Raw genomic sequence first — 17060 nt, forward strand, 5'->3', positions numbered from 1 at the left:
ACCGCATATCGTATCATTCTATTTATTAAGGGGGTCCGGCGTTTGTCGGGAGTGTTCACCTATGTGGTCTGACAGCGAGAGCCGCATCGATTATCTGAATTACTCGGAAGTTTCGGAAATGATCGCCGAAATTTTAGCCGACGATTCAATGCTGCCAACCTCCATCGGCGTCTACGGGTCTTGGGGTGTTGGTAAGTCCAGCATATTGCGCCTTATCTCTCAGGAACTGTCGGACGATCGGTATGTTGTTGTCGACTTTGATGCTTGGCTCTACCAGGACTTCGACGAGGCCAAGTCTGCTCTGATGACTGTGATCGCGAAGAGCCTCTATGCGGCAGCCCCTAAAGACAAGAAGGAAATTGCCGCCAGTTTTTATCGCAGAGTGAACAAGCTGAAGGTTATGGGAATTGCCATGGACATGGGGGCGTTGGCAATGGGCATTCCGACCTTCGGGGGAATTACCAAGGGCTTGGGAGCGCTTAGTAACATCGTTCGTGGTGAGGGCGATGTCGAGGATGTCGGCGAGGTCCGCAAGGGGATCAAGGACGGGGAAGAACGGCTTGGCGGCTTGCTTCGGGAGAAAGAAACACAAAATCCCCCGGAAGAAATCGATGCTTTCAGGGCCGAATTTTCTAGTCTTCTGAACGCGATAGACCGACGGCTTGTAGTCTTCGTCGACAACCTTGACCGATGCCTGCCCCCCAATACAATTGCGACCCTTGAGGCAATGCGGCTGTTCCTGTTCTTGCCAAAAACTGCCTTCATCGTTGCGGCCGACGAGGACATGATCAGGCATTCAGTCGCAAAACACTTCTCAGGACCAGGCGACAGGCACGTCTCGGACTATCTGGACAAACTAATCAACGTACCAGTTCGCGTGCCGAAGCTCGGGCTTCAGGAGGTCCGAGCGTATCTGTTCATGCTTGCCGCTTCACAGGGTGATCTTGATGGACACGATGTGGAGGAGCTTCGCCTCACGCTCATCGACAAACTACGGCGAAGCTGGTCCGACGAACCGCCGATTACTGTAGAGGAGGTAGCGGCGATACTGAAGATTTCATCCAGCCATGCGGTTCGGGGTAATCTTGATACGATGGACCTTGTGGCCAACCAACTGGCTTACGCTGAGCGCGTGCAAGGCAACCCTCGAATTGTAAAACGTCTTCTCAACGTCATTCGCATGCGGGCTGCAGTCGCGCGTCGAAGGAAGATGCCATTTGATGAAAGCCTGATCGCCAAACTGGCTTTGTTCGAGCGCTGTACGGATGGCGAGGCAATCCGCTCATTCGGTCGACTGGTTAATGAAGCAGAAAAAGGTAAAGTTGAACTTCTCACACGGCTCGAGTCCATTCCGCAAGAAGACGATCAGGCTTTTGAAAACGAGATCCCGAAGGAGTGGCAGAAGCACAAAGCTTTCATTCAGGACTGGCTTCGCCTTGAACCTCCTCTCGGCGGAGTAGATCTTCGCGCAGTCTTCTATCTTTCTCGTGAAACCCTGCCTATTCAATCTGTCTCGGTGGGACTGAGCCCGGCGGCCGCGGCGGCACTCGAAATACTCCGAAAAACCGCCACCATAAATTCGAAAACTTCTAAGGACGCTATTGCGACAGTTGCAGAGGCAGAGATGGGAGATCTCATGGACGAGCTTTGCACCTCTATGAAACGGGATCTCGACTGGTCGAAAATCCGCGCAGATTTCCGCGGCGCCGTTCTTCTTGCGCAGTCCTCCGAAGAGGCTCACGCGCGGTTGGTTCGATTTGTTGACGTTCTTCCCAAGGTTCCACCATGGATGGCGAGCCTCATGAAAGAAAAAAGGTAAGGGGAATAAGGAATGGGTACGTCAGCATCCTCAAAAGGGTCAGGTCGGGATCAGCCACTGGTGCCTCCTTGGGCAGACGACGAGCCCGGAAAGCCGGTTCCGCAGGCCGAACCCAAACGGTTTCAGGCATTTCGTCGAAGCTTCGGGAAATACCTTCGAACAAGAGATCCGCACGACCTACAGCGCTCGTTAGGTTACTATGCGCGCACCGCCACGGGCGGAAGGTCGGTCGGCCCTCGAAGGTTCGGAAGTGTATATAACACAGGCGGAGATCTTTACTCCGTCCTCTCCTCTCTAGGCGGGGACGGCACTTTTGCTGATAGCCGCGGACTGTCGCAGGCATCGCTCACAGGGCAACCGCTGGACGTTGTCTGTCAAAGGCTGAGCGCAGCATTGGCGCCCGCCAACGGTGACGCGGATCGAATCCGGGCGTCTATCGATCAGGCGATGATCGAGGTGCTCGGCGAGAAGGAGTTCGACCCCGCCCAGTTGGACGACGAGACGATTCAACGAATCCTCGGAGAGTATCTTTCACAGTCCGTGTTTCAGGAAATCGTTGAAGAAGTCGGCGGCTCTTGGGCATCGGGAACGGTAACGAGCACTCCGGAGGCAGAGGGAGCGCTACTTGAGACCATCAGGGCTGTTGTTGAGGTCAATCTCGGTCCAAGGCTCGAAGGGAAAGGGAATATCGTTCAAGCGGACGTCAGACAGCTTATGCGAGAGACAATCAACGAAGTCTGGGCAACTTGGGAGGCATACGGTGAATAGGCTGGTATTCCACATCGATGAGAGCACTCTGCCTGCGGTCACGCAAGATGGTCGGATTGATGTCGTCCTTTACGGGCCAAGGCCGATGCGCCAAGGGACGGGATCGGTCGGCAACCAACTTCCATCTGCGATTGCTGGACTCGGTGTCATGGTTGACGAACGTGCGTTTGACTTTCTTACCATCGCCATGGCGGTCATCTCTGCGGATACCTTTATTGAACGCAGTCGTTGGGCAGCGAATGGTTGGTCCCGGGAAATAGCGCTCGATATCCCCCTTGCTCAACCAGCGATTTGGAACCCAGTTCTACCAACACTGAAGCGGGCACTCGACTTTCTCAGTGGCGATCAATGGAGCGTTTCCGTTCGATCCGGAGGCCCTCGTCCACCAAACCGAGCCGCGATATTGCGAAAACGCAAGACAGTTGGGATCGGTCCAGCAGACTGCGTTTCGCTTTTTTCTGGGGGGCTCGATAGCTTCCTCGGTGTCAGTAAGCTCGTCGCGGTCGGACGAACCCCTGTTCTCGTCAGCCATTCTTATCGTGGCGACAAGAGCTACCAGAAGGCTCTCGCGCCGCTTCTGGGTAAATCACTACCGTGGTTTGAGGCAAATGCAAATCCCGCGAATACAGGCGGCGGCCCGAACGATACCAGCATGAGGACTCGCAGTATCGGCTTCTTGGCCTATGGCGCGGCGGTCGCTAGTGCACTGGCGTCCAAGCGCGGAGCCTCACAAGGCGAGGTAGAGCTGTTCGTTCCGGAGAATGGCTTCATTGCCCTCAATGCGCCCCTTACGCGCCGGCGTGTCGGATCGCACAGTACAAGGACCACCCATCCGCATTTCCTCAGCCTCGTCCAAAACATCCTGGCCTCTGTAGGTCTGCCGATACGGCTGGTTAATGAGTTTCGCCATCAGACCAAGGGCGAGATGATGGATGAAGCGGCGCGCGCTGGACGACCGACAGAAGTCTTTTCGAAGACCGTCTCCTGTGGAAAATGGAAGCGGAAGAACACGCAGTGCGGCTATTGCGTGCCCTGCCTGATCCGACGGGCTGCCTTCTTCCGAGCCGGTATCGACGATTTAACCTCTTATCGCTATGATGTTGGTGGCGCGTGGCGAGATCCGGAAATCCGCGATGACCTTCTGGCAGTGCTTCTGGCGAGCCGTGATCGGGCAGAAAACCTGCGAACACGGGCAATTGCAAGCGGCCCACTGCCGATCAGCGTCGCCGAAAGGGACGGTTGGTTCGGTGTTCACGAGAGGGGTCTTGTAGAGATCCGCGACTACCTAAGAAGCAAAGGAATAAAGGGGTGATCGATTTTCACTGCCATCTCGATCTGTTTCCTCGACCGCAAGCGGTCACGTCGCAAGTCGAGGCGGCAAGGATCTATATGCTCTCGGTAACAACCACCCCAAAGGCATTCGCTAAGACGGCTCGCCTTCCGGCCAAGGCATCCAGAATTCGGACCGCGCTCGGCCTTCACCCACAACTCGCTCATGAACGACATCAGGAGGTCGACCTTTTTTGTCGCCTGGTCTCGGAGACCCGCTACGTTGGAGAGATCGGGCTTGACGGTGGAAATGAATTCGCTCGGCACATTGTTCTCCAGAAGGAAGTCTTCAACAGACTGTTGCGTTCTTGCTCTGACGCGGGCGGCAAGATCCTATCCATTCACAGTAGGCATGCGAGCGGCGAGGTACTGGAAGCTTTGAAGCAACACCCGGGGTGTGGAACACCAGTCTTGCACTGGTTTACAGGTTCAATCCGTGACGCCGAACGCGCCGTCGGGATGGGGGCCTGGTTCTCGGTCGGCCTGCCGATGCTGCGTAGCAAGCGGGCCGGATCGCTGCTGGCCAAGATACCCAGAGAGCGCATTCTAACGGAGACGGATGCCCCCTTTGCATCGACCAAGGGTGATGCATATCCTCATGCTGCCTTGTCGTCTGCAGTTGCGGAGCTGGCAAAGCATTGGAAATGCACGCCGGTAGATGCCCAGAAGACCCTCGCAGTTAATCTAAGGACGATGGCCGAGCATGGAAATACGGCTAGAGCTCTCCAGCGTTCGCATCTGGTGTAGGCTGCGGTCAATCTGCCCCATGCCTTTGAAGTGAGCGCCAGCTGCAAGGGAGCAGGCCCGGAATCCGCCCATTACAGAAAAGTCGGTTGGGTAAGATAGGCCTCTGCCTTCGGAGGGCAGCGCGTGCGGCTTTGTTCGCGGCTCGTTCTTGGTTTACGCCTTATTTCGTTCAGGGTTCGGCAGGGTTCAGATGGCTAATAACCGCACCGAAACCGCACCGATATCCGCCATACGCTGAAAGGGGAGCCAACCGGCTCCCCTTCTTCGTTACCGGATCACTTCACCAGACCGGCCAGCGTCGAAACCTTGGACTCGGCCAGATCCGCCAGCACAGCATCGGACAGCCCGAGCTTGGCAATGGCGTCGGGCACTGAGGTCTGTGCAAATGCGACAGCGGCTTGTATCAGCTATGTCGACTAGATCGAAACTTTCTCAATTTCAGCAGCCAGATCCAACCGCTGACTTGGATATTTCGAGATTTCATTGCGCTCTATGCGCTCCATGAGACCCTCGGCAAATGCCCGAGGATCATCTACCGGCAAACCTGAAAAGTCCTTGCAATGATATTCCCACCATTTCAGCTTTGACAGAATCTCAATCAAATCTTCGTCGAAACGATAACGGATGACTTTTGCAGGGTTTCCTCCGACAATTGCATAAGGCGGAACATCCTTAACGACAACAGAGCCCGCAGCTACAACAGCACCATCTCCGATTGTGATGCCATTACGTATTAAAACATCCTGCCCAATCCATACGTCATTTCCTACTTTTACAGGGCCTCGCACCTCTCTCGCGGGCACCGTGGCCGGAGCACTTTGAAAATCACGAAGCAGGTGCTTTTCGTAATATTTCCGATATGTGAACAGATGAGTGCTGATGTGATGAAGCGGATGATCGCCCCTCATCAGCTTGACATTAAATGAAATCGAGCAGTAACGACCTACCGAATGCGGCATACTCAGACCAGACTGAGTAAAAGAAAATGAGCCGAGTGATGAGAAGGTCTTCTTTGCCATCACTGAATATGGCTCTATCATGACGGGACGTTGCAGCACGAGTTGCTCGCCAAATTTATACACCCCTTTGATATTCTCCGGCATACTCAGGAAAATGTTATTACGGATGAAGAAGTCTTCGACTTTCTCAGAGTACTGAAATCTAAAAGGATAAGTGACCATGGTGACACTGCAACGTTGGGAATAAAGGATAATCATTCCTAGCAAGCGAACAACGTAAATGAAACAAGCTATTCGTTATGAAACATCCATAGAGCGGAATAGTGTTAATTTGTACGCATCGAGCCAACGGCCTGTATAAACGCCTCGACCGCCACGCGCCGCCGCCCATCACAGGCGATCAGCTCATCTCCAAGGCGCGTGATGCTCACCGCGTCATCTGCCACCGTCCCGCCTGTCGAGAGAAGGGACGCCGGAGACGCGCACGAAATGCGGGCAGCATTGGGCAAGACCACCTGCGGGCGCGGTGCTTCATCGGCCATCACCGGCCCAGTGGTCGCGGATTGACTGCAGGCGGTCAGCAGGAATACCGGGGCCGCCAAGATCAGGGTCAGCTTCAATTTCATCGATAAGCCTCCGTTGGGCTATGTCGCGTTCACCCTGCGCGATCGTCAGGGCGCGTTCCGCCTCGGCCAGCGCCGCGTTGGCGGCATTGACCTTCTGGATTGCTTCGGCGGTGCGCTGACGCTCTGCCAGCAGGGCTGCAGCTCTCTCCGCGTCCCATGCGGCCTGTTTGGCTGCCAACTGGGCAGTCAACCGCCACCCCTGCCCGATCCAGCCCGCACCAAACGCGATTGCAAGCACTGCCGCGATTACGCTCGCCTTGAACCACACCGGAAGGATCAGGCCGCTGAGAGACATAGCCCACGCTCCGCGCTGCGACGGTTGACCAACCCGAGGATCACGCGCCCGCCCGCCTTGTTCCACCAGGTCAGCGCCTCACATGCACCCGTGACGTTCCCAGCATTCAGGCGACGTGTGGCCGTGCTACGGCCCGCGCTGGAGATCCCGACGTTGATCGCGAAGCTGGACCACGCGGCGCCGCGGCTGGCCGTGATCCGATTCTTGAGCGTTGCCTTGGTCAGATAACGAGACACACCGCGCCAGTATTCCAGCGCCTCGGCCTGCATGATTGCGACGCACTGCGCCCGCGTCTTGGTCATGCCGATATGAACGCCGCGCGTGGTGCCTGCGCAGATCGTCGGCACACCCACGATATCAAGATAAGCCTTCAACCGCATGCCCTCCCATTGCTCGATATGCGGCAAGGCCACGGCCATGATCTGCGCCTCGCTGACGGCAGCGCCGGCCACCAGCGGGCCACGGTCGGGCACATCAGCCCGCGCGACACCGAGGGACGCCAGAATGATGATCAGCAGGACAGCTAGCATTCGCAGCCACTGGACCCACGCGCGGGAGGTTTGCCGCACCAGCCGACCGGCAAGCCCCGCGATCAGCAGGCCGACGACGAGGCACCAGCGCAGCACGGGGTCCATATCGATGCCCGTGAAGGCGAAAAGGATCTCGGGCGCAATCAGCACTAGCAACCCGAGGACGTTGAACCAGAAAGAATAGGCGAGGATGACGACGCGCCATGCGTCAGGGATAAGCTTCATTCCATTTCTCCATGAAAAAGCCCCGCTCGATGGCGGGGCGTGTCAGTTCCAGAACTTGGATCGTGTGGCCCAGAGGAAGGCCCGATCGCCATTCCGCCCGTGACAGGCGTGGCGCACATCGGAATAGCTGTCGTCCAGCTGATCCTTGGTTAGCCCAACCACCAGCGCCTCGAACTCCATGCGGCCCTTGCCTCGGATCTGTGGCTTGTCATCGAATCGCGCCACCACGCGAACCGCGCGACCATTCCTCTCCCCAAGCCACCACTCGGGCGCGAGGAAATCGCAATCATCGCGGTATCGCTCCGCCCAGCCCTTGATCCGCACCCCTTCCGGCGTCTCGGTAACCTCCGTGATATGCAGGGGCCCCGAGACCGGCCAGAAGGCGCTTTCCACCACAGGCGGGACCGTTGTGATGAATAGCCAACCGAGGACCAGCCGGAGCCATATCTGGCGCTCTCGCGCGAGCTGCCGCCACATTGCGTTGATCATTTCTTGCTACCCGTGAACTTTGAACTTTGCGCATCGATCATCGCGATCACGACCTTGGCGACGGACATGCCGCCCACGCCCGCCAGAAACCCCGCCGTGGTGGCGTCCCCGGCATCCGGCCACATCCCGACACCAGAGAGCCACTTGGCAATGACAGGCCCCAAATAGCGGGCGAAGATCGCGCCCGTGATGACCGCCGTCACGCCATCGATCAGGATGCGCAGGAAGCTGATCGGGCTCCTGCCCTTGATCTCCATGATCCAGCGCACGGCGCCACCGACGCCGCCAGAGACATAGATCTGCCCCGCCGCGCCCGTGCCCCATGTGATGATCAGGGAGATATAGAGCCCGACGTTCTCCCACAGGCTCGGGTCTTTCTCAGGCATCTTGCCCGCCTTCCTGCGCAATGCGCCTCATGCTCATAAAAAAGCCCGCCTCCAGGGCGGGTTGCAATTCAGTGGTATCCGGCGCCGATTAAACCCCGAGGATGCCTCGACGACGACAGATGCCGCGGAGAACGCGATACACAAAGTCACGTTCATCATCGGACGCCCATTTGTTGAAAACAGCCCATGCAGCAACATCTCCGGAGGTCGTGGCGACATTGCTGTAGTCGGCGCCGGCTTTCAAAACCCCCGTACCAAGAATACGTGTTCCAGTGAGAGATGCCTCTCCCTCTTCCGGAGAGCGAAAGCCGTGGGTCATGTCTGCAATCAGACGACCGCTCGCGGAAAACTGTCCAACGAGGCACTTCCACGAAGCATGATAGGAATTATCCGTATTAGCGATCGTCAAGCCGCGCAGCGCGGGGGTACCTGACTCGCTGAAATAGGCTTGCAAGCTTGCACCAGAAGCACCAGTTCCAAGCAACAGGCCACTCTGCCCCGTAGTGTTCTTGTTGCCGATATAGGAAGATACGGTATTTGTACCGTAGTTTTGCGATCGCGCCACAGCAAAGACGGTGATCTCACTCGTCTCAGCAACTAAATTGATCCCACCAGCGTTGACCCCAGTACCTCCACGCACATAGTTTTCAGCGATCAGCGGTACTGCATCCGTACCCTGAAGGTTAAGCCCACCTGATGCGTGGTTTCTGCGCGATTGCAAAAGCGAACGCCCGCCGAACCCCCAGCTCAAACAGTTTTCGATCAACGGAACATCCATGATGGCCGCATACGCGGCATAATCCGCGCCATTATCCGTGATAGTCGTCATGTCTCGACCCTCCTTAGGCCGTGTATTCAACTGCGGTGTAGACAGTGTTCGAGGTGATCTCGGGGCTACCGTCGATTACAGATTGTTCATCAATACAGAAGTACTTGATGCCGTGATTGCCGGATCCGCGCAGATCGGTAACGACATGGATCTTTCCGTCTTCTGTGCCAACAATGCCGGGGCTTGAAGAAGGCCCTTCCTCCAAGAGAACGGTGTACGACCATGTCTGGCAATCGTCTTCAGACAAGCAGAGGCTTGTATGATCTCGCTCAGCGCTAAGGTTCATCAACATCGCTACTCGGCCCGAGGGCAGTCGCACTAGATCTATGCGGCTACTGGGGGTCTCTCCGAGCGCGGTAAAAGCGACAGGCTCGGACCATGTTTCATCGTCTGGGTCATACCGCGCCTCATAATATTCCTCGCTTGTCCGGCAGATTGTGTACAACCCACCTCCATCCGTCTCGATCACGCAGGGCTCCGGGAAGCTCCATAGCGCGCTATCCTCCAAGGGAAGAGCTAGGACGCCCTCCCATTCGTGGTGCTCTTTGTGGAAACGATAAATCAAGCGACCGATTTGCTCAGCAAAGGGTACTGCCGTCCCGAAGCCACCGGTGCCATAAGTATGAACAGCGTGAGTGTGTCCGCCCCAACTGAAAGATCCATATGGCATTCCGAGTGCGACGAACTTGGGCTTTGTGAAAACAAATTGCGATTGCAGCGCTAGAGGGTTGGTAAGGCAAACGCTCCAAGTGCAATCCTGCCGATCATATATCCCTTCCTCACCGCCGAACTTTGCGGTGTGGTGAAGATAGCGAATGTACAGCCGATCATCGACTACATCCATCGTAGGCTCGGTACAGCGGCCATCCGCGTTCACAGGATCCGGCGCGATATAAGCTGCGTCCTTGAAAGTTATGCCTCCGTCGTCAGTATACATGAGAACCACGAAGGATCCTGCTTGCTCTCCCAATGGATTTGTATTCGATGGTGCCCAAAGGCCTGTAAAACTTACAAAGATGCGACTCCCTATAACGGCAATCTGTGGGCTTAGCGCCGCGTTCCGCTGCATATAATCTGGGTCTGATGTGTCTTTTATGACGACGCCGCCATTACGAATGAACTGAGATGGACTGGATGGCGGCTCATACCCGCGCGACCGCAAATATCCTCCTGTAGCGAAGACCTTCTGGCTAGCGCGATGAAGCGCAGGGGGGAGCGGATCGTAAACCTCATCCAACGCCGCTCCGACATAGCCCGACCGCGATTTCGGATCGCGAGAGAACATCGGAACGCCACGCTTATCGGCAAATGGGGTATCGTCCTCGAACGCCGACCCAGAGATCTTCACACCGCCAATTTTCAGGCCATCGGGGCCGAACGACACGCCGATATTCCCGAGCTTGTCCCTCAGACCGAACCAGACATCCTCGAACGCCGAGCTCGAGAGATGCACCCCGCCGATGCTAAAGCCTTCGGCGTCGCGAGTGATGCCGAGGACGCCGTAGGCATCACGCACAAGGCCATCGGTGTCATCGCTAACCACCGACGCCAGCATTGCCAGAGTAAAGCGCTCAAGCAGCGTCATTGCGGCATTTGTGACGCCATTCGTGATCGTGTCGGCCGACTGCGTGCCGGTGTGATTGGCGCGGTCTTTTGCAGCAGTAACCTGTGCAAGAATGTCCTGCAGTGCGTCCTCATCGCCCATCGTTTGCAGGATGGCGACAAGCGCAGCGCGGAACGGCGCTAGCTGGATCTGATAACGGCCGCTCGTCGCATCGCCCACTGGAAGCGGTGCGCCCACAGGCTCGTTCGGTAGCCCGTCGCCTGTATAGCGATTAAAGTCGCGCAGCGCCGCGTTTATGTCATCAAGAATTGCCATAGGGCCTCCAAATAAAAAGGCCTCGCTCGAGGCGAGGCCAAGGCAGGTCATGACCTGTCAGGTTCAGCTGATGGTGATAGTTTGCGGCCCCACCGGATCGGACGGGACAGCAGAGCCGTTGATCGTTACGGCGAAATAGGACCACATCCCAATGCCAGGCTCGTCGGTGAAGTCGCTGACCTGGCCGGCCACGCCAGCGACATTGGCCACAAAGACAGCCGAGGCAAAATCAGTCGAAGCGCCACGCCAGATCTGCGTCCGGTAGAAATCCTCGGATGCGTTGCGCCAATCAAGCGCTACCGCACTCCCCGTCGCTAGTGCCGAGAAGTCGGTCGGCGGGTCCGGCTCATCCGGATTTGCACTAACCTGAACCGAACCAGCGACTACCCAGTCACTACGGCCTTTCCAGCGCATGCGGACCGTATAGGTCTGCCCATCCTCCAGCACACCGGAGATCGCGCTGATAAGACCTGCGCTCATGTCTACCCAAGTGGTGTCGGCCTCCGGATCCTCCCAGTAGCCGACAGCGATCTGCGCTTGGAACGTGAGGCTGTCCTTGCCCGGATCATCCACCGAGACATTGAGCTTCACAGCTTGCGTGTCGCCGCTCACCTGCACACGCGTTTGCGTAAGGACAGGGTTTTGTGGCGCAGGCTGCGTGTGGCTCGGGGTGCCGATGGCGGCATAGGTCAGCGGCAGCGCCCGCTCATCCGTTGCAGGGTCCCATGCATAGGCACTGGCATCGAGCGTTTCCACACCGATGGAGCAAGTTGCACTCACGAGATCAAACGAATGCGACGTAACCTTAAACGTGCGATCAATCCCGAGATCCGGCGCATAGATGCGGATCGTATGCGCTCCATCCCCTTTTGGAAACCGCGCCTTGAGCCCGACAAGGTTTGTCGTGATCGTCCCCTTCCAATCACAGCGATCCTGCGCCATCTTGATGCTCATAAGGCGCTGAAGCTGAGTGCCTGACGGGCAGGCTTCCAGATCGAGCCGGTCCGTCCGCTGCTCTTCTGTGACAAGCGCATTCTCATCGCGCAGCTCGGCAACGTCGATGCTCTGATAGGCATGTGCCGGGCTGACAAACGATCCCTGCAAAACGTTATAGGCAGTCATGGGATCGATGCCGTCTTGCATCTGGATCGCGAGAATATCCTCTGCCGTGATCGTCACATCCGGCTCGGACCAGACCCCGCCGCAAATGCCGAGCTTGCCCTCGGGCGTCATATACGGCTGGCCATCGCAAACCGCGAGGAACCGCGCAGCCACATTCTTCAACGGCTCTTCCAGCGTGTAATAGCCGCAGAGCGAATAGCGAGGCTCTTCCCCGCCATTGGCGAGCGCTATGGAGAAGGCACAGATTGCCGAAAATGTTCCGAAGCTATCATCATCCAATCTGGACGCAGGCAGCGCCCAACCATCCGCATGCGTGAAGAAGTCCCGCAGGATCAGCCCGGGGTTTTCCGAATAGACCATGGTGCCGGTCAGATCCGCGACTTGGCTGGCGCGCACTTCCATCTGCACGACGGTCTGCGCGCCCTTGGGAAATACCTTCGGAAAGTTCTCATCCGAGGGATCACCAAAGACGGTGAGGAATGTGGCCTGACCTTCCAATGCATGATCTGCTGTCCAGAGAGCCGAGAAGTTGCTCAAGACATCCGCATAATCCCCACCCGCGCTGGACCCGTCGCGCCACTCGAAGATTTGGTAGCGGCGCAGATATAGGTGATTGCCTTCGGCGGAGGCCAGCGAGTTCGGAGCGCCGTCCCACCAGACATTCACCGCAGCATCAATAGGCCCATGATGCGCCACAACGATCTGATAAAGCCTATCATCATGCGACTCGTAAAAGGCCTTCACGCCGCCCAGCAGGTTGCGGCCATAGGCGCGCACACGCGGCTGGTCGGTCTGCTGGATCGTGGCCTGCACGGTCTGTCGCGAGGTATTCGACCGCATCAGGAGAGACGACGCCAGTGACCATGTGACCGCCTGCCCCACGGCAATCACTGCCGCACCCACGGTCGTGGCCGCATAAGCCGCCCCCCAAGAGGTAGCCGCAATTATCGAGAAGATTGCCATTTATCGAACCCATGCCAATTCGGCCCGCCCATAGCCGAGCCTTGAAAGATCCGGCCCCTCGGGAGCCGTAGAAAGCTGGATGGTCTGGGCGCCCTGCTCAAGCGCCCAAGCCTCGAAGGCTCGCAGGAGCCGCAACCCGCTGCCGTCACCAGCCCACCAACCGACCTCTTTCGCGATCGGTGCCGGGCTGATCACCGTGGGCTGCATCAGTCCTGCGATAAACCCGCCATCCGTGACGAAGACGCATCCGGCAGGATCTCGGATCAGCCCAGAGACAGTGCGGATCGTCCAGTTACGATCGACCGGAACCGGCCCAGAGACCGCCTCGCGCAGAGCCTCGATCATATCCACGATACGCGGCACATCGCGGGCATCAGCCACCCTCACCCGCGCCATTTGGTCTCATAGCCGTTGGCATAGAGCGGCAGGCGCTCGAAGCCTTTATCGCCCGAGTGCCGTGCCTTCTGGTCGGCATCCGTCCAGCGCCCGCGTGGCGGCGCGTTGCGGCGCGCGAACAGCCCCTCGCATTCCAGCGTGAGGGTCCAGTTAGTCGTGCCTTCCAGCGCCCAGGGCATACGCTCCATGGTCCCCGCAAACAGCGCGAAGGAGGCCATAGGAGACGGCGCGCCTTCGGCAAACAGGCCGAGCGAGACCGTCACATCCCGCCCGCGCACCCGTGCGCGAGCCTCAAGCGCGTTGGTCACCATCTCAGGCGTGGCGGTCATCGAGAACGTCACCTGATTGGCGTTGAGCGAGTAGTTGCTTTCCAGACCTACGATGCTGATCAGATCGCCCGTCCCCTGCCAGACATACCCGTCATGCTCCATATCGCCCCAGCCGGTCCACCAGCGGCGCGGCGCGTCGAGGAAGTCCATATGCACCAAAATAGCATGCTGAACTCGCCCCTCGCGCAGATCCGCGTCAGGGATGGCAAGAAGATCTGCGCGGCTCATACGGCCTCCACGAAATTAACTGACACCGACTGGGCGCGCGCCATGTTTTCATCAATCACGCCCTCGCCCTCCGATGCGAAGCGCATGCGGCAAACGGGGCGCGATAGCTCGACATCCGCACCAGCCGCCACTGCCTCGCGCAAGGGCGGTTGGATCATAAGGTTTTGCGTCCCTTCGGCCTCGGACCATGCCGCTTGAACGCGGTGGGCACGTTCGCCGATACTGATGATCTGCCCCGGTCTCACGCCGGTTGTGTCGGTGATGGTTATACTCAGACGTGTTGACCGAAGCGCGGCGTCAGACGCCACGGTTGCCCGTGATATTGGCGTGGCCTCGAACCCCCAATGCTCGAATGTCTGAGAACGAGCGAACTGCGCTGTGTGCCGGAATGGCGTGAACTTGCCATTCCGGTCCATGGGGCGGAAACGGGAGCGCATCGGCACCAAAACAGTGCCGATGCGCCCTTCCATCTGCGCAACAAACGTCTGCCATTCCAATTGCGCCGCCTCGCCCGCGACAACGACCTGCGCCGTCATCGTCCATTTACCGCGCATCGTTGGCACCACTGTTTCTGCGCCATTGATACTTTGCTGCGGATCGAGAGACAGGCCGGTCAGCGGATAGCTTACGTCCTGCCATCTTGCCAGTTCCGGCCAAGTTGCTCGCATCATCCTGTCCTTGCGTCATGGTTCTTCATATAAGCAGGGACCTGTTGAAGCACCTGCTGGCCCATCTTCCGCATCTTGGCGTCAAGAGCCACATCCCCAGTGGTTCCGCGAAGATCCACCGTCATTGACATATTGGAGCTGCTACCGCCCGAGCGCAGCGCATGATTGGGAATTACCGTCCCCGCTGATCGCGGAACAATCATCTCCGGCCCCTTCTCACCGACGACGTAAGCCTTGTTGGACGACACCGGACCACCAGAGGCGCGGAACCCACCGAAGACGGTTGTCAGGATTTTCCCGAACACACCACCGCCGCCACTGCTATCCATGACACTGGAAAGCGCCTGCTTAATTCCGCTTTGCAGAATATCGTTCGCAATAGACCTGAAGATGTTGGCCAGACTGTCGCGAACACTTTCTCCACTTGTGATCAAGCCCGCTAAGGAACCAGCAACACCGTCGATTGCCGCATCAAAGTTCTGCTGCGAAATCTCACCCTGCTCGAGCTGGCCCGTCAGTCGCGCCACCTCATCCGCCTGCTTGGCGATCTTTGCATTCAGATCATCGTTGAGCGGAATGCCAGCTTTCTTGAGCTCGTCCATCGCCGCCCAAGTCGCCCGCAGCCGAGCAGTCTCGGTTGAGGACTTGCCGATCAGCTCGATCTGACGCTGCAAAGCGGTGAGCTGCTCGCCATCAAAGACACCCGACAACGCTTTTTGCTTCTTTGACGCCTCGCCTTCAGCGGACTTCATTCCAGACTTAGACTTGCGGGCAGCCTCAGCTGCTGCACGTTCCGCTTCCGCCCTCTCCAAATCTAGCCTCGCCTCATCCTCCGCATCTGAAACGTATTTCGCCCTCCGACGGTCGAAGTCCGCCTGTTGCTGATCAGTAAGCGTTGCTCCATCCGGTATGATCTCATCCATTTCGAGCCCTGCAAGTGCCCCAGCCTCGCCCACCTTATCGCCAACATACTGCCGGCGAATACGAGCGCGGGCCAACTGCTGTGCTTGGCTGCTTTCCAGCGACGCCATGTTGCGCGACGCCTCCGCCAGAACGTCGGCAAGCGTCTGCGCGCCCTGCACAGCCCCATCAAAGCTGATGCCCTGCGCGGCAAAGCTTATATCCTCGGCCTTGCGTGCAACTTCGCCCGCCTCGGCGGCCCCTTCTCGCAGCTGTTCGGTGACCTGATCGAGCATATTCGCCACATCGACGAGCTCTTTGTTTCCCGTAGCCCGCAACGTGCTTTGGATAATCTCCAGCTGATCAGCCGCCCCTGTGAAGTTACCTTCGTCAAGCATACCGTCGAGCGCGCGCCAAGCAGCATTGAAACCCTCGATTTGCGTCGGGCTGATGCCGAACTTGGCGACTTCGTCATTGAGAGCCCGAAGTTCGATCTGCGCATCTTGCAGATCTAGCCTTGCTGTCAGTTCCTGAGCACCGAAGACCGTGCGACCGTTAATCTTGGGCCGCGATTGCAGATCTGCCAAACGGCTTTGCGCATCGTTCTGCTCATCCCGCAGAGAGGTCAGGCGGCTGAAAATCTGGGCGATCCTGTCTTCTGCCCCGTCAAGGGTCTTAAGCGCCTCATCGACGGAAACACCGAAACCTTCAAAGGCATTCTCTTTTGCGGCGTCACGCATTCGATCCATTAGACCCTTGATTGCCTCATCGGCCCGCCCGAACCGCTCGATCATATCGTCTATAGAGCCAACAGCACGGACATTGATCGCATCGGCAAACTCCCCCATGCTGCCGCGCGCCTCTCCGAGCGCCTTGTCGAATGCTTCGGACTTCTTCGCTGCGTCCTCGCTGTCACGCCCCAAGCGGAACAATGCAGCCCCCACAGGTATGGCGATCGCGAAGACAAGCCCCAGCACAGCGCCAAGCGCCCCGAAGCCACCCAAAAGCTGTGGCATTTGCTGTGCAGCCGCCGTCACCGCTGAAGTGCCCCCCTGCACCTGCACAACAAAATCCTGAAACTGGAACGCTGTGTTCTGCACTTGCCCGCGCAGATTGCGCATTCCGCCACCGACTTTCTTCGTGCCATCGTTGAGCGCATTGCTGGCGGTGGACGTGCTACGCATGGACTGCGACAGACCCGCAGTCGCAGTCGCGGTCTGCTTGCTCGCAGCCACCACGCGCTGCATCTGCGCCGCTGATTGCTGGACTTCTTCGGTATATCGGTCTTGACTGATCGCACCGACATCAAGGGCACGATCCAGACGACGCAGCTCCTTCTCGTAGGTGGATGCCGCACGATAAACCGGGTCATAGGCTTTCGACAGGCGGTCAAGTTCGCGCGCATGCGCCCGGGCGGCTGCCGTATCAGTCACTTTGCCCTGAGCATCCTGAAACGCTTTTTGCGCGTCTTGGCCTTTCTTGCGATACATCGCAACGATCCGGTCAGCTTCCTTGACGAGCTGAGCGTCAGAAAACCCCGCAGAAATGATAAGATCCGGCTCTTGTGCCATTG

At 57.9% G+C, this 17060-nt stretch carries 16 protein-coding genes; 4 read left to right on the top strand and 12 right to left on the bottom strand.

Annotated elements, in window-relative coordinates; translation table 11 throughout:
* The first annotated feature begins 61 nt into the window (after window positions 1-61).
* The 4 genes from WDB91_RS12540 to qatD all read left to right on the top strand — a co-directional run bounded on the left by WDB91_RS12540 (window position 62) and on the right by qatD (window position 4663).
* On the top strand, window positions 62-1819 hold the full coding sequence (locus tag WDB91_RS12540) for a P-loop NTPase fold protein (RefSeq protein ID WP_339112884.1): 1758 nt from the start codon (window positions 62-64) through the stop codon (window positions 1817-1819).
* Window positions 1820-2266: 447 nt separating this feature from the next.
* Window positions 2267-2587 (top strand): hypothetical protein, encoded by a 321-nt coding sequence (locus WDB91_RS12545; protein WP_339112885.1) that lies wholly within the window; start codon window positions 2267-2269, stop codon window positions 2585-2587.
* Between the two features lie 148 nt (window positions 2588-2735).
* On the top strand, window positions 2736-3899 hold the full coding sequence (gene qatC, locus WDB91_RS12550; protein WP_339112886.1) for a Qat anti-phage system QueC-like protein QatC: 1164 nt from the start codon (window positions 2736-2738) through the stop codon (window positions 3897-3899).
* Complete coding sequence (gene qatD / locus WDB91_RS12555; protein ID WP_339112887.1) at window positions 3896-4663, top strand: Qat anti-phage system TatD family nuclease QatD; 768 nt, start codon at window positions 3896-3898, stop codon at window positions 4661-4663. Before qatC ends, qatD begins: the two co-directional genes overlap by 4 nt.
* A 416-nt stretch (window positions 4664-5079) precedes the next feature.
* Here qatD and WDB91_RS12560 read toward each other — a convergent pair whose 3' ends face one another.
* The 12 genes from WDB91_RS12560 to WDB91_RS12615 form a co-directional block, all read right to left on the bottom strand.
* Window positions 5080-5844 carry a CatB-related O-acetyltransferase gene (locus WDB91_RS12560; protein WP_339112888.1) on the bottom strand — a complete coding sequence of 255 codons (765 nt, stop codon included), beginning with the start codon at window positions 5842-5844 and terminating at the stop codon, window positions 5080-5082.
* 309 nt (window positions 5845-6153) lie between these two features.
* The gene (locus WDB91_RS12565) at window positions 6154-6543 is read right to left on the bottom strand and encodes a hypothetical protein (RefSeq protein WP_339112889.1); all 390 of its coding nucleotides are present in this window, start codon (window positions 6541-6543) and stop codon (window positions 6154-6156) included.
* Window positions 6525-7298 carry a lysozyme gene (locus WDB91_RS12570; protein ID WP_339112890.1) on the bottom strand — a complete coding sequence of 258 codons (774 nt, stop codon included), beginning with the start codon at window positions 7296-7298 and terminating at the stop codon, window positions 6525-6527. The genes WDB91_RS12565 and WDB91_RS12570 overlap by 19 nt, the downstream gene beginning before the upstream one ends.
* A 42-nt stretch (window positions 7299-7340) precedes the next feature.
* Window positions 7341-7787, bottom strand: a complete 447-nt coding sequence (locus WDB91_RS12575; RefSeq protein WP_339112891.1) for a hypothetical protein — start codon at window positions 7785-7787, stop codon at window positions 7341-7343.
* Window positions 7784-8173, bottom strand: a complete 390-nt coding sequence (locus WDB91_RS12580; protein WP_339112892.1) for a hypothetical protein — start codon at window positions 8171-8173, stop codon at window positions 7784-7786. Before WDB91_RS12580 ends, WDB91_RS12575 begins: the two co-directional genes overlap by 4 nt.
* Window positions 8174-8261: 88 nt before the next feature.
* Window positions 8262-9002, bottom strand: a complete 741-nt coding sequence (locus WDB91_RS12585) for a hypothetical protein (protein WP_339112893.1) — start codon at window positions 9000-9002, stop codon at window positions 8262-8264.
* Between the two features lie 13 nt (window positions 9003-9015).
* Window positions 9016-10881, bottom strand: a complete 1866-nt coding sequence (locus WDB91_RS12590) for a sialidase family protein (protein ID WP_339112894.1) — start codon at window positions 10879-10881, stop codon at window positions 9016-9018.
* Between the two features lie 63 nt (window positions 10882-10944).
* On the bottom strand, window positions 10945-12966 hold the full coding sequence (locus WDB91_RS12595; RefSeq protein ID WP_339112895.1) for a hypothetical protein: 2022 nt from the start codon (window positions 12964-12966) through the stop codon (window positions 10945-10947).
* A complete protein-coding gene (locus WDB91_RS12600) occupies window positions 12967-13362 on the bottom strand; it encodes a hypothetical protein (RefSeq protein WP_339112896.1) in 396 nt (131 codons plus the stop codon).
* The gene (locus tag WDB91_RS12605) at window positions 13350-13919 is read right to left on the bottom strand and encodes a hypothetical protein (RefSeq protein WP_339112897.1); all 570 of its coding nucleotides are present in this window, start codon (window positions 13917-13919) and stop codon (window positions 13350-13352) included. Before WDB91_RS12605 ends, WDB91_RS12600 begins: the two co-directional genes overlap by 13 nt.
* Window positions 13916-14590: a hypothetical protein gene (locus WDB91_RS12610; protein ID WP_339112898.1), complete on the bottom strand. Its 675-nt coding sequence runs from the start codon at window positions 14588-14590 to the stop codon at window positions 13916-13918. The genes WDB91_RS12605 and WDB91_RS12610 overlap by 4 nt, the downstream gene beginning before the upstream one ends.
* Complete coding sequence (locus WDB91_RS12615) at window positions 14587-17058, bottom strand: hypothetical protein (protein ID WP_339112899.1); 2472 nt, start codon at window positions 17056-17058, stop codon at window positions 14587-14589. Before WDB91_RS12615 ends, WDB91_RS12610 begins: the two co-directional genes overlap by 4 nt.
* Between the last annotated feature and the right edge of the window lie 2 nt (window positions 17059-17060).

It is taken from the genome of Thioclava sp. GXIMD2076 (genome assembly GCF_037949795.1).
In the GTDB taxonomy this organism is placed as follows: domain Bacteria; phylum Pseudomonadota; class Alphaproteobacteria; order Rhodobacterales; family Rhodobacteraceae; genus Thioclava; species Thioclava kandeliae.

Coding starts and splice junctions, on each gene's coding strand:
- WDB91_RS12615 (WP_339112899.1), bottom strand. CDS start 17,058: ATGGCACAAGAGCCGGATCTTATCATTTCTGCGGGGTTTTCTGACGCT.
- WDB91_RS12590 (WP_339112894.1), bottom strand. CDS start 10,881: ATGGCAATTCTTGATGACATAAACGCGGCGCTGCGCGACTTTAATCGC.
- WDB91_RS12570 (WP_339112890.1), bottom strand. CDS start 7,298: ATGAAGCTTATCCCTGACGCATGGCGCGTCGTCATCCTCGCCTATTCT.
- WDB91_RS12605 (WP_339112897.1), bottom strand. CDS start 13,919: ATGAGCCGCGCAGATCTTCTTGCCATCCCTGACGCGGATCTGCGCGAG.
- WDB91_RS12595 (WP_339112895.1), bottom strand. CDS start 12,966: ATGGCAATCTTCTCGATAATTGCGGCTACCTCTTGGGGGGCGGCTTAT.
- WDB91_RS12560 (WP_339112888.1), bottom strand. CDS start 5,844: ATGGTCACTTATCCTTTTAGATTTCAGTACTCTGAGAAAGTCGAAGAC.
- WDB91_RS12540 (WP_339112884.1), top strand. CDS start 62: ATGTGGTCTGACAGCGAGAGCCGCATCGATTATCTGAATTACTCGGAA.
- WDB91_RS12600 (WP_339112896.1), bottom strand. CDS start 13,362: ATGGCGCGGGTGAGGGTGGCTGATGCCCGCGATGTGCCGCGTATCGTG.
- WDB91_RS12610 (WP_339112898.1), bottom strand. CDS start 14,590: ATGATGCGAGCAACTTGGCCGGAACTGGCAAGATGGCAGGACGTAAGC.
- WDB91_RS12580 (WP_339112892.1), bottom strand. CDS start 8,173: ATGCCTGAGAAAGACCCGAGCCTGTGGGAGAACGTCGGGCTCTATATC.
- WDB91_RS12575 (WP_339112891.1), bottom strand. CDS start 7,787: ATGATCAACGCAATGTGGCGGCAGCTCGCGCGAGAGCGCCAGATATGG.
- WDB91_RS12585 (WP_339112893.1), bottom strand. CDS start 9,002: ATGACGACTATCACGGATAATGGCGCGGATTATGCCGCGTATGCGGCC.
- WDB91_RS12565 (WP_339112889.1), bottom strand. CDS start 6,543: ATGTCTCTCAGCGGCCTGATCCTTCCGGTGTGGTTCAAGGCGAGCGTA.
- WDB91_RS12545 (WP_339112885.1), top strand. CDS start 2,267: ATGATCGAGGTGCTCGGCGAGAAGGAGTTCGACCCCGCCCAGTTGGAC.
- qatC (WP_339112886.1), top strand. CDS start 2,736: ATGGTTGACGAACGTGCGTTTGACTTTCTTACCATCGCCATGGCGGTC.